Genomic DNA, 24,244 nt, shown 5'->3' on the forward strand with positions numbered 1-24,244 from the left:
TATGTTTTGAGACATCAACTGCTGTTCGATTTATTTGGATCCATCTTCGATTCCAAATTGATCATGTTGATCCACATCCCATTCCAATCGTCTGCTTGATGTTGTCTGACAATATTCTAACAATCCTTGTGCCGCTTTTAACTGCTGGTGCTTTAAAGGCGTTTGTGCGCTTCTCATTTTCTCAAACCATTCTGGAAAAACGCGCTTATCTAGAAATGTCACATCGTAAGGTGCTTGTGGATAATCAATGTATCCGTTTCGTGATAAGACAACCTTATGAATAGGTAGGCTAATCTCATACAACTCAAATAACTGGGAAACAATTTTTCCAGTCCGATTCAAAGCAATAAGTGGGTTTAATAGTTTTTTATCCGGATATCGATGATGCCTACGGAGCCAGAATCGTTCATTTGACCCGATGAAGGCTGCATCTTCTTCTGCCTCCAAAAAGGTTATGCACCACACATCGGTCGGTCCTAATAAAATGACATCTAATTCAATAGGGGCGTTTTTAAAAACAAAGATCGGCTTGTAGAGGACTAGATATGTATCGGGAAAACGTTGTAAAAAGAAACGCAACTTTTCATCTAAAATATAAGAGTCATCCATCCATGATTTTTCATGAATCGTCGAGCTTCCCCACTTTAATTGAAACTTCAAAAGCTGATTCAAGTAGTTTTGCTTCAAATCATCTAAACTCTTTGGCTCTGTTGGAAAATTCAACGAGAAAACATTCGTTTCTCCAACAGGCTTTAGCTGATCAGCAGGTAACTCTTTAGTACCTCGTCCTATAAGACCTCTTACTTTGTTCAATAAGCCTTTTTTTTCATCATGCTCTACTTCCATTTGTCCAGTATCTTCATGTTCCTCATAAAGCCTAGTAAGCTCACCTGCCGTGTAAGCAGCTTTTAGCTTTTCCCACTGTTGCTGCTTGAGCCGAACAAATTGACTGGGATAACGATATATATCCTGTTCATATCTTGATATATAATCTTGAAGCTTTATCAGCTGTCCCATATTCTTCACCGTCCTAAGAGGTTTAATCGAAGGGGTCCCATAACGAAAGGGTCAGACCCCACAACTACAATCGTTTAATTTATGTGTTTAAAGTGTGAGGTCAGACCCTTTCTGAGACATCCTCTGATTTATATTAGTGAACTTGTTGCGATTGGTTGATAAGATGGCGCTTGACCTAAATGCGTTTGGTATAACGTAACAGTAGCACCTTGAAATCGATATGTTCTATTAGATATATCGGCTAGTTCTTGCATTCGATTAAGTTGAAAAGCATTTCCGATAAACTTTCTTGCCAATGTAATATGTGGTTTGAATGGCTTTTTATCTAAAGTAAAACCAGCTTCCTCACACGCTGTATATACTTTTTTTTGCAAATTGAAAAGCTGTTCTGACGGATCCACTCCCGCCCAAAGAATTCGAGGCGATGCCAAATCTCCAAAAATACCCATTCCGTTCAAATAGAGTTCAAATTTAGATACTTCTGCAAGCGCAACATTCACGAGTTCTAAACTCTTCTGCCTCATTTCTTCTGGTGCATCTCCAAGGAACGCAAGTGTAATATGATAATCATCATGATGCAACCATTTTTTAAAAGGGAACTCGGTCTTAATCCGTTCGCTCGTCTGCTGCAATAATTCTTTCGTTTCATCTGGCAATGTTAACGCATAAAAAAAATGTGTTTTAGTCATCAACTACCCCTTCCTTTTATTTATATTTTATCCCGCATTAATGGGCAGTACTCCCCTACCTAAAAGCTTAGGGAGAAATTGAAGAAGCTTAAGTGTGGGAGGAAAAAGTTTCACTATATAATAGATTAATTATTAGTATTCAAAAAAGAGAACAGACTAATCTGTCCCCTCATTTACTGAAAACGTATATTGCATACTATCAAGTTTTTATTGGCGTTCGTTCATGAATTTCAACAAAAATATTTGGATTATTTCACAATGGATTCACTAATGTGACCACATTGACGTTCAATTTCTGCATGAAAAGCTTGTTGTAATTGACGTGTCACAGTACCTGATTCACCATTACCAATTGCTTGACCATCTATTTCAGTAATTGGCGTGATTTCAGCCGTTGTGCTTGTCATGATGACCTCTTCCGCTGCTAAGAGTTCTTCTAAAGTAAAGTCGTCCTCTTTATATGAAATCCCTAAATCCTTACAAATCTTAATCATTACTTGTCGAGTAATACCGTTTAGGATCAAGTTAGTAGCTGGATGGGTTTTCAGTTCACCGTTCACTACGATCGATACATTCGATGAACTCCCTTCAGTCACTGTGCCGCAACGATGCTGAATCGCTTCAATACAACCTGCTTCAGCCGCTTTTTGTTTGGCAAGGATATTTCCAAGCAAGTTTAGACTTTTAATATCACAGCGAAGCCAACGTATATCTTCTACTGTGATTGCCTTCGCTCCTGGCTTTAGTACCCCGCTGTATGGAACTTCTTTTGTGTAAGCAACATAAACCGGTGCAACACCTGTACTTGGAAATGCATGATTTCTAGGCGAGACCCCTCTTGTAAATTGCATATAGACCGTACCGAATGTAATCGCATTTTCAGCTATGAGTTCCTTTAGCTTAACCTCGATTTCTTCTATTGTATAAGGAATCGTGATATTGATTTTTTTCGCACTTTCAATTAGCCTAGCAAGATGCATTTCACTCGTAAAGAGCTTGCCGTTATAAATCCGAATAACCTCGTATACCCCATCCCCAAATTGATAGCCTCTATCTTCAATTTCTACCTTTATTTCGCTACGATTTCGTATTTCACCGTTAAGAATCATCTTTTCCATACAGAAATCCCCCTTTTATCACTTAGCCAATTCATAAATAGCAGCTGCATAAATGGCTGCCGCTTTTAACATATCCTCAATCTCCATATATTCATCTTTTTGATGGGCAGGATCCTCACTACCCGGGAATAGTGGACCAAATGCAACTCCTTCTTTCAATGAACGGGCATATGTCCCCCCGCCAATCGAAAGTAAATCAGCTTTTTCACCTGTTTCATCCTCATATACTTTTTGCAGAGTTTTAATTAAGAAACTGTCACTGTCCACATAATGCGGAGTAGAGTGAGAATTCGTTACAAGACTCCAATTCAAAGATTTCAGTTGAGCTTTTAGCTTTGTTGAATATTCTTCCCATTTGTATGTAACCGGATAACGCATGCTGAAGCCGATGCTGCTTGCATTTTCTTTAGAATAGTTGAATCTGCCTGCATTCAACGTCAACTCACCCGTCATTTCATCGCTATAGGCGAGCCCAAGTTTGACAGCACGTGTATCGCCAATTAAATACTCTTTAATATAACGGAAATACGTATTTGCGTGCTCATCCAGTTCTAAACTTGATAGGAAATCGGCAAGGTGTAGTCCTGCGTTCACACCATTATTCGGCTCCAACGCGTGAGCAGATAACCCTTTAACCTCAAATAATAGTTCATTCCCCATCGGAGTGACTGTAGCCGTTAATGAATGATTTTTTACATACGAATTGAATAGACTTGTTACTTCTTCCTGATTAGCCGTTTCCACAATAGCAGTTGCAAAATCAGGTACCATATTCGTTCTTAGTCCAGATGTAAAGCTCTTTACTTGTACGAAAGATGTGTTCTGATTTATTTTCGCTGGTTGTTGAATAATCGCAAAATCCCAAATTCCTTTTTCCGCATTAATAATTGGGAAATCAGCATCTGGTGCGAAGCCGATTGATGGCATTTCTTCTACTTCAAAATAACGATCCACACAACGCCATTTGGATTCTTCATCTGTACCGATGATCATCCGTACACGCTTACTTAATGGTAAACCAAGTTCCGCAACTGTCTTCATCGCATAGAAAGCCGCCATTGTCGGCCCTTTATCATCAATGGCGCCGCGAGCAAAGATTTTGCCATCACGAATTTCCGCTCCAAATGGGTCTGAGCTCCAACCGTCTCCTGCTGGCACGACGTCTACATGACATAATATCCCGACAACTTCTTCTCCTTCGCCGATTTCAATAGACCCTGCGATATTGTCAACGTTTTTAGTCGTGAAACCAGCTTTCTCTCCAAGCTCTAGCATATAGTCGAGCGCATCTTTCACACCTACTCCAAATGGCGCTTCTTTCGTACCATTTTCTTCGTCTAAAACACTTTTAATCTTCAATAGATTTTGGGTATCTAGTAACAAATCCAACTTGCGTTTTTCGATTTCATTACGCCAATTAATTTTATTCATCATACGATCACTCCTATTCACATTACCGTTCTATTTTACCAATACTTCCAAATTTTCTACCCATTTCAAGAAGATCTAAACTATCCGATCATGTCCTTTTACTACTATATATCACTAGTCAAAAAAAACGGTGTATAGAGTGTGAAGGCAGAACAGTTAGTAACATATTCCATTTTATCACTCATTAGTAACCAAACATGAAGCAAGCACACCCAAAATAATAATAATAGCTATTTTCATGGGAGTATCCCCCACTGATTTCACTTTATTCTGGATCCCGCCTGCTTTTCACAAAACGATACCCTAAATACGTGATATAAAGCGGTGTTGCGATATAGATAAAATAAGGAAAGTTTTGATGAGTGCCTTTATAAATCGCAAACAAAGAGCAGCCTAGAAATATCGTTACAATGGTACCGTATTTTGGGAGTGGTATTTCTTTTAAGCTAGGAATTCGGATCTTACTCACCATTAAGAAGCAAAGCGCTGTAAAGACAACTGTCGTTATGATATTTGGTAGTTTTCCACCAAATAAAGTGAGTAACGCCAGAATCCCTCCTGCTGCTGTAATTGGTACTCCGATAAAATAATTCATAGATGATTTCGTCGAGCTTATGTTAAATCTTGCTAAGCGGAATGCGCCAAATAGAGGGAACAGTCCAGCTACAATCAATCCTAATAAACCAAAATGGAAGAAATATGTATAATACACAAGAAACGAAGGTGCAACACCAAATGTAACAATATCAGCCAATGAATCCAGTTCTTTTCCTAATATACTGTCCGCATGTAACATTCGTGCCAAGCGACCATCCATACTGTCAAGCATCATACCAATCAAAATTAAGATGGCTGCGTTATTATATTGACCATTTGCCGCGAAGCCAATTGATAAAAAACCACAATACAAATTTCCTAACGTAACAAAATTCGGAATCATTTTTTTAAATCTCACTACCATTCATCACACTCCATCTACTTTATTCTTTAAACCCGGTTTACCAGTCTATAATGCTCACATCTCAATGTTTGCGAGAAAAACAGTCTGCTGATGTTGCACCAAGCCCGTCCGAGGCCTAAGCTGTAATACTAGTCGGACTTGTCGCAGGATGTGAACAATCTTTGGAGTCGAACCGCTAGCGGTCCGCTCACTTTTTCATATATCTCCCATTGCTCCTGTGAAGAATAACCAACTGATAGAAACTCCACATTATCCCGCATTAACAATCAGCAAGGGATGAAGAACACCCCGACTGATTGAAGTTCCACATTATATATGTCAGCTAAAAAGACAAAACCTAAACAAAAAATTTTGTCTAGGTTAAAGTTTACTTATTATTATATCATTGATTTTGAATTTTGATGATAACCGATTTCTCTATAATCGCTTATCATCAATTCTTAACCTTTTGTTGCAACATATTGATTAGCTGCGCGTACTTGGACTTCAAGCGTTCCATTTTTTGTATCTACTATGGCCTTAATCATGACTGGAAAGTCTTGATTATTTAAAAACTTAAAGTCCTTTCCTCCGTAAGCAATGGTAGCATCACGATTTACTGGAACATAGGAAACACCCAAAGAATGGTGGTGCAGCTCTATAATTTCTAGGCCTAATTTATCTATTGCATTGTAGAGAGTACTAGATGTCTGGCAAATTCCACCGCCAATGCCTTCTACCATTTCCTTATTCACAATTTCCATAGCTTTTTGATAGCCTCTTTCAGTAGTAGCTTGCCCAACTATTAAATTAAAATAAAATCTGTCTCCTGGACCTAAGATGACTCCATCAATCTCCTTGGCAGAAAGAACAATATTGGTCGTTCTCCCTTTAATAGAAGCATTAAAATGGGTTTTATAAGAGGCTAGCACACCTTGATCCACATTTACAGCTGCTTCCGCTGTTATATTAGGTGCACTTTCCGTTATAGGTACTTCAATTTCTCTTTGAAAAAATGGCACATTCTGTAGTGCTGTTACAAATGCTGCTTTATCTACCACGACTCTGTTGCTGCCTGCTTTTATTGTCCCATCAGAATTTAGTCGGGCCGGGACCATGGGCTGATCGTATTTCTGTTCCAGCTCGTGAGCAAGATTCTCAGCTTTTTCTTCACTATTAAATGAAGAAGGTTTTACTTTTTGTATTTCGCTTCCATCTCTCGGATCAATCAATGTTATTTCTTGTTCGACCCACTCTTTCTTAGAAAGCAGAAGTTCATGCTTCATATGCTGACCGATGCCATGGATTTCATTAGAGGTTACATGAGTAGCTGCTTCTCCGTGCTTTCCGAATAGAACCAATCCGCAGACCAACACAATTCCTGTCAAACAGCCAATATACTTTTTCAATTTTCCCCCACCTATTTCCCGGTATTTTTCTAATCTTCATTACTAAAACACTACTTTACTAACATACAACTCTGAAATACTTATTAAAAAACACCTGCTTTATTTCCAATTATAGCCTGCTATTTCTGTTTCATCAATAATATATTATCCTATTTACCAAGAAAAATTAGGACTTTTCTATCTAACTAGCAAGCACAACCATAGAGTATATTCCCTAAATAATCAATATATGTTCTTTAAATTCTTCCTATCTGAAATTCAGAAGAACCACGTCTTTTAGAGGCTGACTTATGATATTTCGTAAATATAAAGAAAAAGGGTCCGACCCACTACCTATATATAGTTTAAATTTAAGTGATTAACACTATAAACTATTTATAGAGTGTGAGGTCAGACCCTTTTTCAGATATTCTCATTCGTTTTATTTATTGCTATTTTTCGCATACTTTGTTGACTATTCTGGGTTGATTTCCGTAGCAGGTACTTGCTTTTAAGCGGGCGGTCTAAAGAAGCCTCCTGAGTGCGTTGCACTTACAAGGTCTCCATCAACACGCTTCTCTAAGCAGGAGTCTCGCACCTCCCACTACAATCAACATCTACTCGATTTGGTTTCTTGCTAAAAACAACTCTTTACGAAAAGAGCCTATTTAATTATTTTAATTTCTTTCACCGGCCAATAGACAAAGCTTGCTTTGCCGACAACTTGATCAATGGATATGGTACCGATTTCCCTGCTATCGAGGCTATTTTGGCGGTTATCCCCCATGACAAATAGTTGTCCTTCAGGAACTGTTTCATCCAGGGTGAAATCCCATGTTAACAACCCGTCCGTCATTTGTTTATATTCAGCTAAATAAGGTTCATCTACAGGTTTGTCATTCACATACAGAACATCATCTTCATATTTAATTCGATCACCTGGAAGCCCAATCACACGTTTAATATAATCTTTCTTTTCCGTCGCATGAAAAACGACAACATCAAATCTGTTTATGTCTTCAATATCTGTACCCATTTTATTCAGCACAACCCGCTCATGGTTGTGTAATGTGGGCATCATGGACTCACCGTCTACGATAATTGGAGCAAATATAAAGGTACGAATGGCAAATGCAAGTAAAACGGCGATTAATATGGCCTTTACCCATGAAAATATCTCTTTGCGTTCTTCCAAATTCTTTTCCCCTCTTTCTTAAACACCATGCCTTATTTATACCCCAAAACAACTACTGAAATCCAATATTTTTAATTATCCAATACATACATTACCGCTTTTGCTTCGGTTTTCCAAATCATCTTGAGTAAAGCTGATAATCGATTGAAGTGATTTCATATAATGTGAAACTTCGATCAGTGGTTTTTTTCATCCCCCACTGATTGTTAGTTGAACTAATCGGGCTTTTATGGGCAGTTATCCCCTCTAAGCCTTGAGGTGGGAGTATTACTGCCCGTTAATGCTGGATAAACTCCCCCATAATAAAAGGATTAAACACCGCAATCCCTAGTGCAGGTTTAACCCTTTTCGAAATACCTATTCATTATTTCTTCTTAGCTTCATTTACCTTTAATAATTTCCCTTTAATCGTTGTATCTTTCATCACCCGTAATACTTGTGACCCTTTTCCATTTAATATTTCAACATAGGTAACATGATCCTCGATGGAGATAATCCCGATATCATCAAAAGATACCCCGTTAATTTTTGCAATTGTTCCAACGAAGTCTACTGCCCGTAGCTTTTTTTTCTTACCACCATTAAAATAAAGTTTCATAATTCCTTTATTTAATGCGCCTGCTTTATCTTTCTTCAACATTGGTTTGGCATTCATTTTCATTTCGAAAGCTGCCTGCTTACTTGCCACTTCTTCTTTGGTAGGTGCCATTCTTTTAGCAATATCAAAACCGATATATGCTTCAATATCTGCTAAAAAGCGATCTTCAAACGGGGTAACAAAGGTGATCGCCTGTCCAGTTTTCCCTGCACGCCCTGTTCTTCCAGTACGGTGAACATATCCTTCTTTTTCCAATGGTAGATCGTAATTAATCACATGGGTAATACTATCAATATCAATACCTCTTGCTGCTACATCTGTTGCAATTAAATAACGGAATTCACCTCGGCGAAATTCATTCATAACAGCTAAACGATCTTCCTGTACCATCCCTCCGTGAATTTTATCACAGTCATAATCCAAATCGGTTAACCCATCAACTAACTGATCAACGCGGTCTTTTGTTCGGCAGAAAATAATACAGCTATCAGGATTTTCTACAATCGTTATATCTTGTAGTAATGTAAATTTCTCCTGTTCCTCAACTTCGATAACGGTATGATGGATTGTATTTGTCGTTAAGCCTGTTGCCTTAATCTCAATATCACTTGGGTTATTCATATATTTATGAGTCATGTTTTTAATACTTTCCGGCAATGTTGCAGAGAAAAGAAGCGTTACACGATTTCTAGGAAGCGCCTGAATAATCGCTTCAACTTGGTCAATAAACCCCATATTTAACATCTCATCTGCTTCATCGATCACAAGATAAGTTAGTTTGTCTAAAGCTATAGTCCCTCGTTCAATATGATCAAGTACCCTACCTGGTGTCCCTACAACAATATGGCTCTTTTGCTTTAATTCTGCTTGCTGTTTCAAGAAAGGCTGCTTGCCATAAACTGCCGTCGCTTTAATTCGCTTAAAACGACCAATGTTCATGATGTCTTCTTTCACTTGAACCGCTAGCTCTCGCGTTGGCGTCAAAACAAGTGCTTGTGGTTTATTTTCATGCCAATCCACTTTTTCACAAATCGGAATACCGTATGAAGCTGTCTTCCCGCTTCCTGTCTGTGACTTTACAACAAGATCTCTATTTTCAAGCACAAGCGGAATCACTTTGCTTTGAACTTCTGTTGGTGTCGCATAATTCATACTCGTTAGCGCTCTTACAATTTCTTCACTTAATTTATATTCTTTAAAACTTTTCATCTTTTTGCCTCATTTATTTTGAATTTTTATTATGTTTCCCATGTGTACAAGCTTTCATTATACGCGAACATAGAGACAAATAGGGTTTATGTTTTTAATTGATTGTTTTTGCACATATATTTGTACATGATCCTTTTTTCTTTAAGCAGCAACATGATGGCATCTTCAATAAAAAAAGGGATGCCCAATAAGATAAGTCAGACCCGCAGCAACAACTAAATACAGTATAAGATAACGCTACATACTGATTTAGAGTGCGAAGTCAGACCCCTTATGAAACACCCTCCTACGAATTATTTACATGGTTACAACTGGATCTTTATCGGCATTTTTCGGTTTACGAACGAAACACATGATGCCAACAATCAGGAATAATACCGCCTGAAGCAATCCTAAGCCAATTGAAAGTAAACCAACAAGCACGGCAGTAATAATGAAGAAAACCCCAGCCATCGTCTGTCTCTTGCTTCTAAGGATGAAGATGGAAACGAGACCAAGAATAATACCAATTGCCGATGCAACTACAATCAGCCAGCCAAACCCTCCAACTGCGTCCATTACAAGAGAGAAGTCTTCCATCGTTATCGTTGGGTCGTTAGCTAATTCTGCTTCTATCACTTGTCTAATTCCATCATTTTGTTTCAAAGCAATAAAGAAAACCCCAATAAATGTCAAGATTACCGATAGTAAAATTCCAATAATTGCTAGAATATATTCACCTGTACGCTTCACCATATTCCCCCCTAAATTATTTCTCAACTACATGTTTAACTTATGCATTACAACCATTTTGAATGAATAACTCTATTTCATCTTTAATCCTACTAAATGTATGACAAAACATGCAAACAAAATATTTTTACAATTAGTAATAGACTCCTCTTTAATCATTACAGGAAATATAAGCCGTATGCTACTATGTAATAGATATAAACTTGGAGGTTAATATGAATAAAAAAATAGATCACATCGGGATTGCAGTCCGCGACTTAAATAATAGTATTGATTTTTATCTGAATGTATTAGGTGGAAAATTAATCGATCGTTACAGGAGTGAAGCGATAGGGGTCGAAAGTGAAATTGCAATCATTGAAATCAACGGGGAAAGAATCGAATTGCTTGCACCGACAAATAACACAACTTCACCGATTGCACGGTTCATTAAGCAAAAAGGAAAAGGCGTCCATCATATCGCTTATCGCGTTGATGATTTAGACAAAGCTTTAATCGAACTGAAACAGCAAGGGATCCGAGTATTAGAAAATTCTTTACGGATCAATAAACACGGAAGAAGGCTCATCTATTTAAATCCAGCGGATACTGAAGGCACAATCATTGAATATTGTGATTATCCAAATCAAGCGGATTCACCCATTCCTTTTTAAGGGAACTTATTCGATCCATACAAAAGAGGTATCCTGGAAAAGGTAGGACTTCACATTCTATCAACCGTTTTTTTGTGTCATAGTCTGACCTTTTCGAAATAGGATAACCTCTTGTTACTTATTACAATGTTGTCACTTTTCAGGAACAGCACAAGATCCATCACTGCAACTATTATCTGTTGAGGCTTCATTTAAAATCTGCAACGGATTTTCTTCAGTCCAAACTTTATTTAAAGTTTCTAAAAATAATTCAGTTGGTTGTGCACCAGAAACACCGTATTTTCGATTAATTACGAAAAATGGCACTCCAGTAATTCCCAACTGACTTCCTTCACGTTCATCTGCCCTTACTTCTTCAGTGAATTGATCACTAGCAAGCATGGCAGTTACTTCTGTTTTATCAAGCCCGACTTGTTTGGCAAGTGAAGCAAGTGTTTCTTGATCACCGATATGCTTGGATTCTGTAAAGTACGCATGAAATAACGTTTCATTCATTTCTTTTTCTTTTCCTTTTACTGAAGCGAATTTCAACAATCGATGAGCATCAAATGTATTAGTAGGAATCAGCGTATCGAAGCGATAATCTAACCCTTCTCCCTTTGCTTGACTTGTTACATTGGCACTCATTTCTTTTGCTTGTTCAACTGACGTACCATATTTCTTTGCCAGCATTTCGTGAACATTCATCCCCATATCTTTTTGTGCATGCGGATCCAATTCGAAGCTTTTAAATTCAACCTCTACTTCTGATTGCTGAGAAAATTGAGACAAAGCTTTTTCAAAACGACGTTTGCCAATATAGCAAAACGGACATTGATAATCAGACCAAACTTCAACTTTCATGTCTAAACCTCCTAAATAATATTTTAATGAAAATTAACTGCAACTAAACTAAGCACATTATAAACTGTACAGTATGATTCTCCAAATCATCCGCCTGTACAGTCTTTTTGAATGAAGGAAATGGGGACGGGTCTTCGCGATTTATAAATATAGCTAACCTACTTAGGTAGTATACTTACTTTATTATTGAAATCCCCTAAATCCTGCTCCGCACCGCCACCATTGTGAATGCGAGTGTAGCGTGTTATTTGATTGCTCCTTCATGATAAATGGTTGCATTTTAACGCCATATTTGTTTTCTTAACAAGAAATTTTAATTTTGTCCATGATTTCATCCAAGGTAATTGTCCGCAAATACTTAACAGTCTCTTGTTCAGCGTCGCTAAGGATTTCTTCCAGTAGCTGGGCCAATCGCTTCCCAGTATCATCGCATTCTGGTTCTTCCTTTGAACAAATGAGACATTCTGGTCTTACCGCCATGTAAATATCCGCAAGCGTTAATTTAGATGCAGGTATTAATAAGCCGTATCCGCCATCACGTCCTTCCTTTGCTTTCACTATCCCAGACACGCAAAGAAGGGCAAGCACCCTACGCAAAAAAGTCGCATGAGAATTCACCTGCTGTGCAATACTTGAACTTGATTGCAACGTATTACTTTTAGCAAGCAAGAAGAGAGCATGAACGGCAAGCGCAAACCGTGGTGGTCCAATTTGACTTAATTTGTAATCAGTCACACAGTCGTCCCTCCTTTATTAAGCCTTTAAATCTTCCTCAACTTAATGGTACGAATATCATGGGAGGCAGCTTTGGTTAAAATTAAATCAGCTCTTGTCTTTGTCGGCTCAATATTATGAAGCAGATTCACTTTATTGATTCGATTCCAAATATCCGCAGCTACAACAAAAGCTTCTCGATCAGATAGCGACGCATAACGATGGAAGTAAGACTGAGGATTATGAAAAGCTGTTTCCTTTAACTTCATAAACCTGTTTATATACCATTCCTTCAAATCTGTTTCCACTGCATCTACATAAATGGATAAATCAAAGAAATCCGAGACAAACACACTTGGTGATGATTGATCTTGAAGTATTGGTGTTTGCAATACATTTATTCCTTCTACAATCACGATATCCGGCTGATTAATCAGCACATTTTGACCTGGCAAGACATCATAATACAAATGTGAATAAACGGGTGCTGAAATGGTTGGAGCACCTGACTTTAACAGCGCCAGAAAGTTAATAAGTTCCCGAATATCATAGCTTTCTGGAAATCCTTTTCTTTGCATTAATCCCTTTTGCTCCAAAACTGAGTTCGGAAAAAGGAAACCGTCCGTCGTTACAATTTCAACCTTTGGGTGATTATGCCATTTCGAGAGCAACGCCTTAATGATTCTCGAGGTCGTACTTTTTCCAACCGCGACACTCCCAGCAATCCCAATAATATAAGGGATTTTCCGAGTGTTTTTTCCAAAAAAAGTATCTGTTACAGAATGAAGCTGTTGAGAAGCTGTTGCATATAAATTAATCAGCCTTGTCAAAGGAACGTAAATTTTCGTAACCTCATCCATTGAGATATTCTCATTAATTCCTTGTAATTCCCAAAGCTCGGCTTCTGTCAATGTCATCGGTGTGTTAAAACGTAAGTTTGCCCATTCCTCTTTTGTGAATGTCATATAAGGTGAATAACTAGTCATGGTTGTATTCATCATAGGCCCCTTTAAATGCAAGTTCATTGAAAACGTCTACATTTTCTATTTTGTTAATCCCTATTTTAGTTAATTTCAGCTAAGAATGAAAGAGGAAAAAATAAATGTTATAGAAAATAGATTCTTTATTCTTTTCATACATGGATAATCGCCGTGATTTTTTTACATAAAATCCCAGAAATTACTGATTTAAGATTAATATCAGCAAACTCAAAGTATATGAAAAGCCTATTCCAAGATGAAACATGAGGTTTTGCGCAGGATTAAGTACTTTTCGGGCCGGATTTGAGATTTGCGGGCCAGAAATAGCTCTTTTCATGCGGGATTCCGCTTTTGCGTGCCAGAACTAGCTCTTTCGGGCCGGTTGAAAATAACAATCCAAAATTTCGGGATGACAAATATTGAAATCAAGTACTCAGATATAGGTTTATCTTCCATATCCATATTAAATTTTTCACTAAAAAGACTTCTCTCCATTGTCAGGAAAGAAGTCTTGTTATTATTGCTTAAATAGTTCAATTAATTCTTTGTTTTGTGAGTCATGCGCATAATCTATTGCTGATAAGCCTTCCATATCTTTTATGGTCGGATCGGCACCATATTTAAGAAGTAATGCAACTAGTTCCACATTTTCTAAATAAGCCGCCAGATTTAATGGTGTCGTTTCATACGAGTCTACTAAATCAACGGTTGCTCCCTTTTCAAGCAGTAATTTAGCTGCTTCGTTATTTTCATAGGACACTGCATGATGAAGCGCACTCTGGCCATAATCGTCGGTTTCATTAATATCTGCACCATCAGCCAGGAGCGAAAGTATTGTCTCTGTCTCATTTTCAGAAACTGCGTTCATAAGCGGTGTAAAGCCTTCTTCCATGTCATAGTCCTCTTGAAACATTGTAGCTAAATCACTATTGGCTAGAGTAGATATCGCGAAAGCAATCCCTATACCAGCAGCCACAAATAGTAGAATACTGACGCTAATTCCTATTATGACCGTTGCTTTTTTCTCTTTAATTAATTCTTTTTCTTCTGGAAATGACCAGTTATCCAACGCATTTAAACGCTTCGGTAGATGGGGATGTGTGGACAGTTTTTCACTTAACCAAACAAAAAATCCCGACTCTTCGCGAATCTGGTCTATGTATGCATCCTGATTCACTTTCGGCGCAAGTTTCTTTCCTATGGCAAGCATAGTCAATGCCTGCTTAGATGCTTCCATATTTTTCACATAAAAGTGTGCATGACGGTCACATGTATATTCACATGCTCGCATATACGCCTCACCAAGAAGTGGAATAAACATTCCGGGAAGTACGAGCATATGAACTAGCACATGTCTTCGCTTTATATGTGTAAATTCGTGAGCAAGCACGAACAATAACTCATCTTCCTTGCCTTCTTCTGTTAAATCAAACAATTCAGAATAAATAACCACCATATTTTTCCCAAAAAAACGAGTCGCAAAAGCATTTAACATTCCAGAAGACTCTAACACATACATCGAAGGAACGTTCATATCCATCTCTTTGGCAAGCAACTCTGCCTTTTCATAAACACCGGGAAATTGTCTCTCACTAATCCTAACACCGTTACGGCGAATATGGGCCATCGATAGGCCGTGGACAAATAATGACAATAAAATCAGTGCCCCAACAATCACAATTCCAATTATGCTGAAGGCTAAAGAGATATACATCATCAAACTAAAAATCATTGTGAGAATAAAATACACTTTCTCTTTTCGGTAAACAAGATCATTTTTAAATCTTTCTTCTAGCAACCCTTTTCCCCCTATTAACTATTAATGAATACGTTGGAATTATACCTAATACTTTACATAAAACCAATCAACATTTTTTCCCAAAAAGTGATTAATAACGAATAAAGTTAAAATACACGCATAGATTAACGATGAAAAGTAAAAATTTTGTAAATTCCATAGGTTTTTTCTAGAATTTCATTGAATAAAGAGTTAGAATATAAGCAAATGACAACTTGAAAATTGCGTAATGTTTCAGGGGAGTTTTTGGATGGGTAAAGCAAGTACATAGTGGCAGTTGGAATACTGTCCATCTTATCGGTTGTTTTCATTTGTTTTGGTGCCAATGAAAATGAATAAGGAGTGATTTTTTGAAACCTTCAACAAATCGCATGTTAACCCGTATTAAATCCGTTTATATGTTTATTAGCAATAACGGTACGGTTTCTACTCAGGACCTTGTAGAAGAATTTGGCATCACTCCTCGAACAATACAGCGCGATTTAAATGTGTTAGCTTATAACGACTTAGTCAAAAGCCCAAGCCGCGGCCTATGGACCACAACAAGCAAAAAAGTAAAGATGTCATCTTAAGGCAAAAGACAAAATTTGTTATAATATTTTTCAACCTAAGCTTGCAAACTAAAGAAATATATGAATAATACCCATCTACTAGAAATGAGGCAGACTCATACAGTCCGCCTCATTTTTTTGCTTATTATGATTGTGATTGCTGCCCATTTCTTAAAGCAAAAAGTTCCTCATCAGTTAATTCACGGTACTCACCTAATTCAAGCTCCTCATCAAGCGTAAGGCTCCCCATTGAAATACGCTTCAAATAGATGACCCGTTTGCCTACCGCTTCAAACATCCTTTTCACTTGATGAAACTTCCCTTCCATAATCGTTAATTCAATATCAGATGTAAGTCCTGATTTAATGATTTTCAACTCTCCAGGTTTCGTATGATAGCCATCATCCAGTGTTACCCCTTTACTGAATTCTTCAATATCGCTTTCTGACACTTCGCTGTTAATCACGGCGAAATACGTTTTTGGGACATGTTTTTTTGGGGAAAGCAATTGATGGGCGAGCTGTCCATCATTTGTAATCAAAAGCAACCCCTCTGTATCTTTGTCCAAGCGACCTACCGGAAAAGGCTCCATTGCCGCATCCTCTGGTTCTAGTATATCAATCACTGTTTCCTGAAAATTATCTTCCGTAGCAGAAATAAGGCCTTGTGGCTTATTCATCATTAAATAGATGAACTCTCTATAGACCACTTGTTCATTATGTACCGTTACATGATCCACTTCTGGGTCAACATGCGCCTTCGCGTCTTTCACAACTTGATCATTCACAACGACAGCACCTGATTTTAGTAAACTTTTCACTTCTTTTCGGCTGCCATAGCCAACATTTGCTAATAATTTATCGATTCTCATAAGTTCCTCCGGTAAAATTGATCTTGCATTACATTAACATTTATTGTTTATATGCCCATTTCATTATAACAGGATACTACTAAAAGGAATAAAGTGAAGGGGTTCTTCATCCCCACTGATTGTTAGTGCCGTTCTACTGTAGCCAAGATCTTTGCTTTCGCTTCGATCAATCAACAGGGTACGAACTAAGGTTTAACGAACTCAGACTAAGTACGCCGCCGCGTCCTCATGTCTTCATCTGAGTAACCCACATCCTGTGATAGTCCGACAAGCAGAAGATGGAAATACGGCGTGGCGTAGTTTGCCACAGAGTATTACAGTTTATAACCTTAAGTAGGGCTAGAGCTACAACTAAATTAGGAAGTTATCGCCCACCTACGCTTCTTCGATTCCTCTATGCCTTAAGATGGGGTGTTACTGCCCGTTAATGCGGGATAAAGTAAAAAGCAAAAGGGTCTAACCCCTACATCTTCTTTATATCGTTTATATGACACAATAAACAGGTATATAGAGTGTATGGACAGACCCTTATGGAAGCATCTTTTATCTAATTTTCTTTTTCCTTAACCTTTCGCCTTTACACCTAGTTTCTCTGCTAAACGATCGATTCGACTGCCAAATAAACGGTGCGCTAATTTGCTTTTTAGAGAGAAGGCTGCGTAGATGAGACCACCGAAGATGGCAGATATAATGATGATTAGGATTGCTTGAATTTTAATTTCTGAATCCAAAAACAAGCCTAATACACTTTCTACTCCCCAAACTACAAGACCCATAATTGTCGCAAATAAGCTCATAAGAATTATTCTTTTTATGACTAGATAATATCGATACCCTGTGAAATAATGGATAAAATATAAATTTAGTGCACAGCAAGCGACATATCCCAAGGTTGTTGCATAAACCGCTCCAACTGATTCGAACATTTTGATCAATGGGATATTTAAGCTCAATTTTATGAGTAATCCAACTAATAAGCTTAACACTGAATACTTTTGCTGGTTAATTCCTTGCAAAACAGCCGCTGATACAGAAAATAACGCAAATAAAATCGCAGTGGGCGCATACGTGGCAAGAATACTTGTCCCTAATGGATTATGTGCGAAAAACGCAGTATAAATCGGCTCTGCTAATGTCGCCATACCGATAACGGAAGGAATCGTTAAAAATAATAAAATTTGAAAGGCTTGATCGAGTTGATGACGGAAGGCATCCTGATTATCACTCACATATGCCTTTGTTACAGATGGCAAAAGAGCCATCGAAAAAGCAGTCGCAAGCGTCATCGGAATGACAACTAACTTTTGTGCATTAAAATTCAATATCCCAAAAGCTGATTCGGCAATATCACCACTTATACCAATCGAAACTAAAGTCTTTTCAAATGTTAAGTTATCTACAAACTGGAAAGCAGGCATGGCAATCGATACGAAAATGAATGGGATCGAAGAAATGAGAATCTCTTTATAAATATGTGGTAAGGAAATATCCATGGTCCCTTTGTCTTGTTTCAAAAGGTCGTTTAAGTAAGGTTTTTCTTTTTTCCAATACCATAAAAGTACGAATAACCCACCAATTGCACCTATTGCAGCCGCGAATGTTGCTACACTGACCGCTGTTACAAGATTTCCATCCATTATTTTCAGTACAACATATGCACCAGCCAATAGGAAAACAATCCGAACGATTTGTTCAACAACTTGCGATATAGCCGTTGGTTCCATTTTTTGATGTCCTTGAAAAAAGCCACGGATAATACTCATAAATGGCACGATAATCAACGCAAAACTTACTGCCCTAATCACCGCTGTAATATCATCAGCTGCAAAACTTTTTTCGCCTACACTGACAAAGTTAGCATACACAGGAGCTAACGCATACATCACAATAAAAGCTAAAAACCCTGTTACTAACATGAGTTTCAAACTCGACTTATATAGTTTTCGACTAACTGCATATTCTTCTAATGAATTGTATTTAGAAACCGTTTTAGAAACAGCAAGCGGCATTCCAGCTGTAGCCATGCTGATAAAGATCGTATATGGAACGTACGCATGGGAATACAGACCGGCTCCTTTTTCTCCCATTAATGCGTCAAACGGTATCACATATAATAACCCTAATACTTTCGATAAAACCGAACCGAGCGTTAATATGAACGCCCCTTTTAAAAGCTTTGAAGACATTTAATCCCTTCCTGCCTATGTCAGTTACGTTTTCACGCTTTTTACCTTACCACAATTCCTAATCAATTAAGAATCCATAACTAGATTAGATATAGATATTTTATAACAATATCTCATGAATTTTAGCAAAAACTTTCTAGAGTCACAAGTAAATGTTTTTACATGTCGTTTTTACTACTAGCTAGATATGCTTTATAATGAAGGAATGAAAATAGTAAAGCTGGTGAAAACATGAAATATGATGTAATTATAATTGGCGGCGGTCCTTCTGGATTAATGGCTTCGATTGCCGCTGGAGAAAAAGGAGCGAATGTGCTTCTTGTTGATAAAGGAGAAAAACTTGGACGAAAGCTTGCCATTTCAGGCGGTGGCCGCTGTAATGTAACTAATCGTCTTTCGATAGATGAAATTATTAAACATATCCCAGGGAACGGCCGTTTTTTATATAGTGCTTTTTCCGAATTTAATAATGAAGATATTATCAATTTTTTTGAGAAGCTTGGTGTTGAATTAAAAGAAGAAGATCACGGTCGAATGTTTCCTGTTAATAACAGTGCCCAAAGTGTAGTTGATGCTCTGCTAGAACGCATGAACAGCTTGAAAATAACGGTTTATAAAAATTCCCCTGTTGCAGAGGTACTGTATGAAAATGACAAAACAGCAGGTGTGCTTTTAAAAGATGGACAAACTTTCAAGGCAGGCAGCGTCGTTGTCGCAGTTGGCGGTAAGTCTGTACCACAGACGGGCTCAACTGGCGATGGCTATGCATGGGCAAAGAAGGCAGGCCATACAATTACCGAGCTGTTTCCAACTGAGGTACCTGTAACAAGCAATGAGCCATTCATTAAAGATAAGTCATTGCAAGGTCTCGCACTTCGTGACGTTGCCTTAAGCGTTTTGAATGTAAAGGGTAAACCACTGATCACGCACAGAATGGATATGCTCTTCACCCATTTTGGCATCTCTGGTCCCGCCGTTCTCCGCTGCAGTCAGTTCGTTGTGAAAGAATTAAAAAAAGCAAATTCACAAACTGTAACAATGAAGATTGATGCTCTACCAGACGCAAACAAAGAAGAAGTATTTCAAGATGTAATTAAATTACTAAAAGAAGATCCGAAAAAAGCGGTTAAAAATTCTTTAAAAGGCTTGCTTCCTGAACGTTATTTGCATTTCCTGCTTGAAAAAAGCGGTATTGATTTACAAGAACAAAGTGGCCATTTAGCACATGAAAAAGTTCGTAAATTTGCTGAGTTATGCAAAGACTTTCAATTCACCGTTAATGGTACTCATTCGATCGAAAAAGCCTTCGTTACCGGTGGCGGAGTTTCTGTGAAAGAAATCCATCCAAAAGAAATGGGTTCGAAATTGATGCCCGGTCTCTATTTTTGCGGAGAAATCTTAGACATACATGGCTATACTGGAGGCTACAATATTACCTCTGCGCTTGTAACAGGCCGGCTCGCTGGGATGAATGCAGCGCTCTATGCAAAAGGTCACTCATAATCTAAAGAGCAGATTCCAAATCAGATTGGAATCTGCTCTTTTTCAATATGATCCATATTTTTCGATTTCGAGGCATAAAACCCAGTTTTGATAAATAAATGATCTCAGGCAATATTCTATTAAATGAAGCAATTCGACCACATGAGCCTGTCAAAATACTTGCCTATCTTGCCTATATCAGCCTTTTTTCCCATATATCAGCCAAGTGCTTAATTACTTTTCTCTATATACTGCTGTTACTTCTTATATATAATCATCGCACTAAAACAATAGATTTGATCATCTTCCTCTTCTCCGGTCGTGGCAATATTGTATTTGATGTCGACAATTTTATTATCACGAATATCCTCAAGAAATACATTCATTTCATCTTCTAAGTCCTTTTCATGCTCATGATCAAACAGCTTTACTTGAATCATCAGCTATCCCCTACCTTTTTTACAAACAGCGTGCCCCAATTAGGAAAAGAATATTCATCTTTTTGAAAAAAATAGGTCTTGTCTCACACTCTACATCCGGTTACAAACCATCTGTAGATGTGGAGCAAGACCCAAATGAAAGGCAAAGCCTTCCTTATTTCACAATTACTTCACCATTCCACTCAAGCATTCCGCCTACCATATTTACAACTTTGTAGCCTTGTTCTTGAAGGTAATGAGCAACGTTTGCGCTACGACCTCCTGAGCGGCAAATGAAAATATATTCTTTCTCTTTATCGAAATAGTCAAGTGTAGCAGGAATATCATTCATCCGAATATGTTTAGCACCTTTAATGATTCCTTCTGCAACTTCATCATCTTCACGGACATCAACAAGCTCCAAATTCTCTCCTGCTTCTAACTTCGCTTCTACCTCATCTGGGGTAATCGTTTTAATTTCTTCCATCATAAGCACCTCATTCTTGATTAATATTTCTCATCTATTATAGCAAGTATATTGATCGATTGAAATTTTGGCGGATTGGCGTTGAAGATGACTATTTACTCCAAAAAACTCCAGTTTGAAAAGTATGCATGCTTTTTTCCAAACTGGTACAATGAAACGACTAGAATAATCAGAGATACCGACTAGGCGGATAGGAGTGGAATAATGAGAAAGGTGCGCTTTCTTTTTACTATATTGATGATTGTCGGTCTATTTTGGTTTTTTTATGGAGAGAAGCTTAAGGAATCTGGTTTTCAAGCTGCATTCTCGGAACTGAAATCGGACGTAACTTCACTTAAAAATTCTCCAGAGGTTTCTTCTGGAATTGAAAAGCTGAAAGAGGGTGTTGGGAATCTACTTGTCATTGTAAATGACAAATTAGATTCTTCATCTAACAAGGAACACCTTGATGACCCTGTTCAAAAGCCTCTGTTAGCTACACCCACACAAGCTTTCTCCATCCATAACATAGAACTTGGTGATTCAAAAACAGATGTTGAAAGTCAAATTGGAGCACCGAAACGCTCTTCTCTAAATGAATATGGAGTGGATTGGCATACCTATCATGAGAATTACCAAAACTTTTTCATGGTCGCTTATGATGATCAAGGCAAAGTAGCTGGATTGTATACGAATCAAGATCTTATTTCATCGAAACAAGGATTGAAACTCGGTGCGGCTAAGGACACGGTTCTTTCACAGCTAGGAAAGCCTTTAACGAAAATTCAAAAAGGTTTTGCTTTTTATCAAATAAACAATCCAGAATACGATACATTTCATATAGAGAAAAGCTATGTAACGGTTTTTTATGACAAGCATGAAAATAATACAGTCACTGCACTGCAAATTATTAGTGATAAACTTGAAGCAAATAAGAAGGAGTTCTTCGGTGAGCCTAGTCCTGAATTAGAGGAAGGATTTGAGTATCAATTGTTCGATCTGACGAATGCATCGAGGGTGAATCACGGTCTTAGCGTGCTTTCCTGGAATGAGGCCGTTCGCAAAACAGCTCGCGATCATAGCAACGATATGGCCGTTCATAACTATTTCAACCACACGAACCTCGATGGTGAATCTCCTTTCGACAGAATGGAAGCGGACGCCATCACATTCCGCATGGCTGGAGAAAATCTAGCGGCAGGCCAGCAAAGTAGCATCTTTGCCCACGAAGGATTAATGAATTCACTCGGTCACCGGGAAAATAAACTCCGCCCGGAATATCAAGAACTCGGAGTTGGCGTCGATTTCAACTCCGAATCGAGACCTTATTTCACGGAGAATTATGTGACTAAATAAAGGATGACTTACAATAAAGGATGCCCCTTTACATACGGGTCATCCTCTTTATTATGAGTTATTGTAGGATAGAACCAAAACAATATTGTAGGAATTTCATTTAATAAAAGTATTCAATGCACATTTACAACTAAAGTGACCATTACAATACCTATATATGAACCTAACATCCCTCTTAGATGGAACTCCAACCAATTTTTCCACTTCTTTTTAATAGCCAAGTAAAGCAAGTCCATACGAAAATAGAGCGATGAAAAAGATTCAAGTTCTCAAATTGTAACAGCTTATGAAGTTCGCAGTGCCGAGCTGATTTTGCGAAGCCTCGCCCCTTTTCCAAAGAAAAAGAGTGCCCAAAGTGGACACCCATGTGTTAATGATTGAATCCATCTATTAAAGTTGTAGGCTGTCTTTTCTTAAGACTAACCATCATGGCAAAGGAAATGATGTATAAGACTGCTAGATATGTCATCGCTACAGTCATATCATAACTTTGCAAAATATAGCCCACGAGGATGGGTGACAGTCCACCTATTGCCCTACCAAAGTTAAATATTGTGTTGGTAGCTGTACTTCTAATTTGAATAGGATAATAACTGCTGATTAACGCTCCGTATCCGGCAAACATCCCATTCGAAAAGAAGCCGACAATGGCACCACCGATTAATACACCTGCACTTCCTTCAGCATACGAGTAAAGAAATACAGCACATGCAGAAGCAAGAAGGAAAATGCCAAAGGCTCGTTTCGCTCCAAATCGATCCATGAATTGTCCAAAAGTTAACATACCAACGATCATGCCAACTGCTGTACTAATTGTCCAAAGTGCTGAGCTTGAAACAGACAGGCCTTGGGATTGTTGCAACATAGATGGCAACCAAATCATTAAGCCATTGTAGCCTGCAATCTGCACCGTTGCCATAATTGCTAGAGAAATCGTCGTCATCGCTGTTCTTGGCGTTTCAAACAACTGAAGCAGCTTACCTTTCTCTTGTTTGCTGACGATTTTTTTCTGTTTTTGAGCTTCCATCCATTCAGGAGATTCATCTAGATTCTTCCTCACAATAAAAGCGAATATAACTGGAAGAACACCCACAAAGAACAATGCTCGCCACCCCAAAGTAGGCAGAATGATGGCGCTAAGCAGTGCTGCGAGAATGACACCATATTGAGCACCGATACTTACATATGATGAAGCTCGTCCTTGTTTATTTTTAGGCCATGCCTCCGCAACTAGAGCCATTCCAATCCCATACTCGCCTCCAGCACCCAATCCAGCGATAAATCTAAACACGTAAACCTGCTCTATATTTGTAGCTAATCCTGTTAAAGCTGTACCTACTGCGAACAAAATAATTGTATAGGTAAAAATACGCACCCTGCCGAACTTATCTGCCAAGATCCCAAAGATAATCCCGCCAGCAAGCATGCCAATATTCGTTATCGAAGAAATAAGTCCTCCCGTTGCTAAATCAATGTGAAACTCTGCAATGATCATTGACATGGCAAAAGAGATAAACATGATGTCCATGCCTTCTAACGTTAATCCTGCCACTGACGCTACAACTGTTTTATTACGATAATTCATGTTGTTCCACCCTCCAGTTTATT

The 24,244-nt window shown here is 38.1% G+C and carries 22 protein-coding genes; 4 read left to right on the forward strand and 18 right to left on the reverse strand.

What is annotated here, in order from left to right:
- Positions 1-30: 30 nt before the first annotated feature.
- The 9 genes from V179_RS0115590 to V179_RS0115630 all read right to left on the reverse strand — a co-directional run bounded on the left by V179_RS0115590 (position 31) and on the right by V179_RS0115630 (position 10,317).
- Positions 31-1,017 (reverse strand): nuclease-related domain-containing protein, encoded by a 987-nt coding sequence (locus V179_RS0115590; RefSeq protein ID WP_028392300.1) that lies wholly within the window; start codon positions 1,015-1,017, stop codon positions 31-33.
- Between the two features lie 128 nt (positions 1,018-1,145).
- Positions 1,146-1,706 carry an RNA 2',3'-cyclic phosphodiesterase gene (thpR, locus tag V179_RS0115595; protein WP_028392301.1) on the reverse strand — a complete coding sequence of 187 codons (561 nt, stop codon included), beginning with the start codon at positions 1,704-1,706 and terminating at the stop codon, positions 1,146-1,148.
- A 248-nt stretch (positions 1,707-1,954) separates the two neighbouring features.
- Positions 1,955-2,824, reverse strand: a complete 870-nt coding sequence (gene dat / locus V179_RS0115600) for a D-amino-acid transaminase (protein WP_028392302.1) — start codon at positions 2,822-2,824, stop codon at positions 1,955-1,957.
- An 18-nt stretch (positions 2,825-2,842) separates the two neighbouring features.
- Positions 2,843-4,255, reverse strand: coding sequence for a dipeptidase PepV (gene pepV, locus V179_RS0115605; RefSeq protein ID WP_028392303.1), 1,413 nt, complete (start codon positions 4,253-4,255; stop codon positions 2,843-2,845).
- Positions 4,256-4,520: 265 nt separating this feature from the next.
- On the reverse strand, positions 4,521-5,210 hold the full coding sequence (pssA, locus tag V179_RS0115610; RefSeq protein ID WP_028392304.1) for a CDP-diacylglycerol--serine O-phosphatidyltransferase: 690 nt from the start codon (positions 5,208-5,210) through the stop codon (positions 4,521-4,523).
- A gap of 446 nt (positions 5,211-5,656) precedes the next feature.
- Entirely contained in the window at positions 5,657-6,604 is a 948-nt protein-coding gene (locus V179_RS28090) for a VanW family protein (protein WP_051404974.1), read from the reverse strand.
- Positions 6,605-7,247: 643 nt separating this feature from the next.
- Positions 7,248-7,778 carry a signal peptidase I gene (gene lepB, locus V179_RS0115620; RefSeq protein ID WP_028392305.1) on the reverse strand — a complete coding sequence of 177 codons (531 nt, stop codon included), beginning with the start codon at positions 7,776-7,778 and terminating at the stop codon, positions 7,248-7,250.
- Positions 7,779-8,142: 364 nt separating this feature from the next.
- Positions 8,143-9,585, reverse strand: coding sequence for a DEAD/DEAH box helicase (locus V179_RS0115625; RefSeq protein WP_028392306.1), 1,443 nt, complete (start codon positions 9,583-9,585; stop codon positions 8,143-8,145).
- Between the two features lie 297 nt (positions 9,586-9,882).
- Complete coding sequence (locus V179_RS0115630; RefSeq protein WP_028392307.1) at positions 9,883-10,317, reverse strand: DUF4064 domain-containing protein; 435 nt, start codon at positions 10,315-10,317, stop codon at positions 9,883-9,885.
- Positions 10,318-10,532: 215 nt separating this feature from the next.
- Between V179_RS0115630 and V179_RS0115635 the strand changes: the two genes are divergently transcribed.
- Entirely contained in the window at positions 10,533-10,970 is a 438-nt protein-coding gene (locus V179_RS0115635) for a VOC family protein (protein ID WP_028392308.1), read from the forward strand.
- A gap of 132 nt (positions 10,971-11,102) precedes the next feature.
- On the opposite strand, the gene V179_RS0115640 is transcribed toward V179_RS0115635, so the two are convergent.
- The 4 genes from V179_RS0115640 to V179_RS0115655 form a co-directional block, all read right to left on the reverse strand.
- The gene (locus V179_RS0115640; RefSeq protein WP_028392309.1) at positions 11,103-11,813 is read right to left on the reverse strand and encodes a DsbA family oxidoreductase; all 711 of its coding nucleotides are present in this window, start codon (positions 11,811-11,813) and stop codon (positions 11,103-11,105) included.
- A 300-nt stretch (positions 11,814-12,113) separates the two neighbouring features.
- Positions 12,114-12,548 carry an RrF2 family transcriptional regulator gene (locus V179_RS0115645; protein ID WP_051404976.1) on the reverse strand — a complete coding sequence of 145 codons (435 nt, stop codon included), beginning with the start codon at positions 12,546-12,548 and terminating at the stop codon, positions 12,114-12,116.
- A gap of 26 nt (positions 12,549-12,574) precedes the next feature.
- Entirely contained in the window at positions 12,575-13,528 is a 954-nt protein-coding gene (gene coaA, locus V179_RS0115650; RefSeq protein ID WP_028392311.1) for a type I pantothenate kinase, read from the reverse strand.
- Between the two features lie 496 nt (positions 13,529-14,024).
- The gene (locus V179_RS0115655) at positions 14,025-15,305 is read right to left on the reverse strand and encodes a M48 family metallopeptidase (RefSeq protein WP_028392312.1); all 1,281 of its coding nucleotides are present in this window, start codon (positions 15,303-15,305) and stop codon (positions 14,025-14,027) included.
- 350 nt (positions 15,306-15,655) lie between these two features.
- Here V179_RS0115655 and V179_RS0115660 point away from each other — a divergent pair, with 350 nt between their 5' ends.
- The gene (locus tag V179_RS0115660; RefSeq protein WP_028392313.1) at positions 15,656-15,877 is read left to right on the forward strand and encodes a DeoR family transcriptional regulator; all 222 of its coding nucleotides are present in this window, start codon (positions 15,656-15,658) and stop codon (positions 15,875-15,877) included.
- A 124-nt stretch (positions 15,878-16,001) separates the two neighbouring features.
- On the opposite strand, the gene V179_RS0115665 is transcribed toward V179_RS0115660, so the two are convergent.
- Both V179_RS0115665 and V179_RS0115670 read right to left on the reverse strand, forming a co-directional pair.
- Entirely contained in the window at positions 16,002-16,727 is a 726-nt protein-coding gene (locus tag V179_RS0115665) for a pseudouridine synthase (RefSeq protein WP_028392314.1), read from the reverse strand.
- A gap of 563 nt (positions 16,728-17,290) precedes the next feature.
- On the reverse strand, positions 17,291-18,913 hold the full coding sequence (locus V179_RS0115670) for a putative polysaccharide biosynthesis protein (protein ID WP_028392315.1): 1,623 nt from the start codon (positions 18,911-18,913) through the stop codon (positions 17,291-17,293).
- Positions 18,914-19,144: 231 nt separating this feature from the next.
- Here V179_RS0115670 and V179_RS0115675 point away from each other — a divergent pair, with 231 nt between their 5' ends.
- Complete coding sequence (locus tag V179_RS0115675; RefSeq protein WP_028392316.1) at positions 19,145-20,416, forward strand: BaiN/RdsA family NAD(P)/FAD-dependent oxidoreductase; 1,272 nt, start codon at positions 19,145-19,147, stop codon at positions 20,414-20,416.
- A 236-nt stretch (positions 20,417-20,652) separates the two neighbouring features.
- Here V179_RS0115675 and V179_RS0115680 read toward each other — a convergent pair whose 3' ends face one another.
- Both V179_RS0115680 and V179_RS0115685 read right to left on the reverse strand, forming a co-directional pair.
- Positions 20,653-20,835 (reverse strand): sporulation protein Cse60, encoded by a 183-nt coding sequence (locus V179_RS0115680; protein ID WP_028392317.1) that lies wholly within the window; start codon positions 20,833-20,835, stop codon positions 20,653-20,655.
- A gap of 154 nt (positions 20,836-20,989) precedes the next feature.
- Positions 20,990-21,301 carry a rhodanese-like domain-containing protein gene (locus V179_RS0115685; RefSeq protein WP_028392318.1) on the reverse strand — a complete coding sequence of 104 codons (312 nt, stop codon included), beginning with the start codon at positions 21,299-21,301 and terminating at the stop codon, positions 20,990-20,992.
- A 204-nt stretch (positions 21,302-21,505) separates the two neighbouring features.
- On the opposite strand from V179_RS0115685, the gene V179_RS0115690 reads away from it, so the two are divergent.
- Positions 21,506-22,636: a CAP domain-containing protein gene (locus V179_RS0115690; protein ID WP_028392319.1), complete on the forward strand. Its 1,131-nt coding sequence runs from the start codon at positions 21,506-21,508 to the stop codon at positions 22,634-22,636.
- Positions 22,637-23,006: 370 nt separating this feature from the next.
- Here V179_RS0115690 and V179_RS0115695 read toward each other — a convergent pair whose 3' ends face one another.
- The gene (locus V179_RS0115695) at positions 23,007-24,221 is read right to left on the reverse strand and encodes an MFS transporter (RefSeq protein WP_028392320.1); all 1,215 of its coding nucleotides are present in this window, start codon (positions 24,219-24,221) and stop codon (positions 23,007-23,009) included.
- Between the last annotated feature and the right edge of the window lie 23 nt (positions 24,222-24,244).

Origin of the sequence: Bacillus cihuensis (assembly GCF_000504145.1) — a bacterium.
In the GTDB taxonomy this organism is placed as follows: domain Bacteria; phylum Bacillota; class Bacilli; order Bacillales; family DSM-1321; genus Peribacillus; species Peribacillus huizhouensis.

Excerpts from the sequence above, each read along its gene's own strand:
- V179_RS0115690 (WP_028392319.1), top strand. The coding sequence starts at position 21,506 with ATGAGAAAGGTGCGCTTTCTTTTTACTATATTGATGATTGTCGGTCTA.
- V179_RS0115635 (WP_028392308.1), top strand. The coding sequence starts at position 10,533 with ATGAATAAAAAAATAGATCACATCGGGATTGCAGTCCGCGACTTAAAT.
- dat (WP_028392302.1), bottom strand. The coding sequence starts at position 2,824 with ATGGAAAAGATGATTCTTAACGGTGAAATACGAAATCGTAGCGAAATA.
- V179_RS0115685 (WP_028392318.1), bottom strand. The coding sequence starts at position 21,301 with ATGGAAGAAATTAAAACGATTACCCCAGATGAGGTAGAAGCGAAGTTA.
- V179_RS0115670 (WP_028392315.1), bottom strand. The coding sequence starts at position 18,913 with ATGTCTTCAAAGCTTTTAAAAGGGGCGTTCATATTAACGCTCGGTTCG.
- V179_RS0115625 (WP_028392306.1), bottom strand. The coding sequence starts at position 9,585 with ATGAAAAGTTTTAAAGAATATAAATTAAGTGAAGAAATTGTAAGAGCG.
- V179_RS0115665 (WP_028392314.1), bottom strand. The coding sequence starts at position 16,727 with ATGAGAATCGATAAATTATTAGCAAATGTTGGCTATGGCAGCCGAAAA.
- V179_RS0115680 (WP_028392317.1), bottom strand. The coding sequence starts at position 20,835 with ATGATTCAAGTAAAGCTGTTTGATCATGAGCATGAAAAGGACTTAGAA.
- V179_RS0115675 (WP_028392316.1), top strand. The coding sequence starts at position 19,145 with ATGAAATATGATGTAATTATAATTGGCGGCGGTCCTTCTGGATTAATG.
- pepV (WP_028392303.1), bottom strand. The coding sequence starts at position 4,255 with ATGAATAAAATTAATTGGCGTAATGAAATCGAAAAACGCAAGTTGGAT.
- thpR (WP_028392301.1), bottom strand. The coding sequence starts at position 1,706 with ATGACTAAAACACATTTTTTTTATGCGTTAACATTGCCAGATGAAACG.
- V179_RS0115640 (WP_028392309.1), bottom strand. The coding sequence starts at position 11,813 with ATGAAAGTTGAAGTTTGGTCTGATTATCAATGTCCGTTTTGCTATATT.
- coaA (WP_028392311.1), bottom strand. The coding sequence starts at position 13,528 with ATGATGAATACAACCATGACTAGTTATTCACCTTATATGACATTCACA.
- V179_RS0115590 (WP_028392300.1), bottom strand. The coding sequence starts at position 1,017 with ATGGGACAGCTGATAAAGCTTCAAGATTATATATCAAGATATGAACAG.
- V179_RS0115695 (WP_028392320.1), bottom strand. The coding sequence starts at position 24,221 with ATGAATTATCGTAATAAAACAGTTGTAGCGTCAGTGGCAGGATTAACG.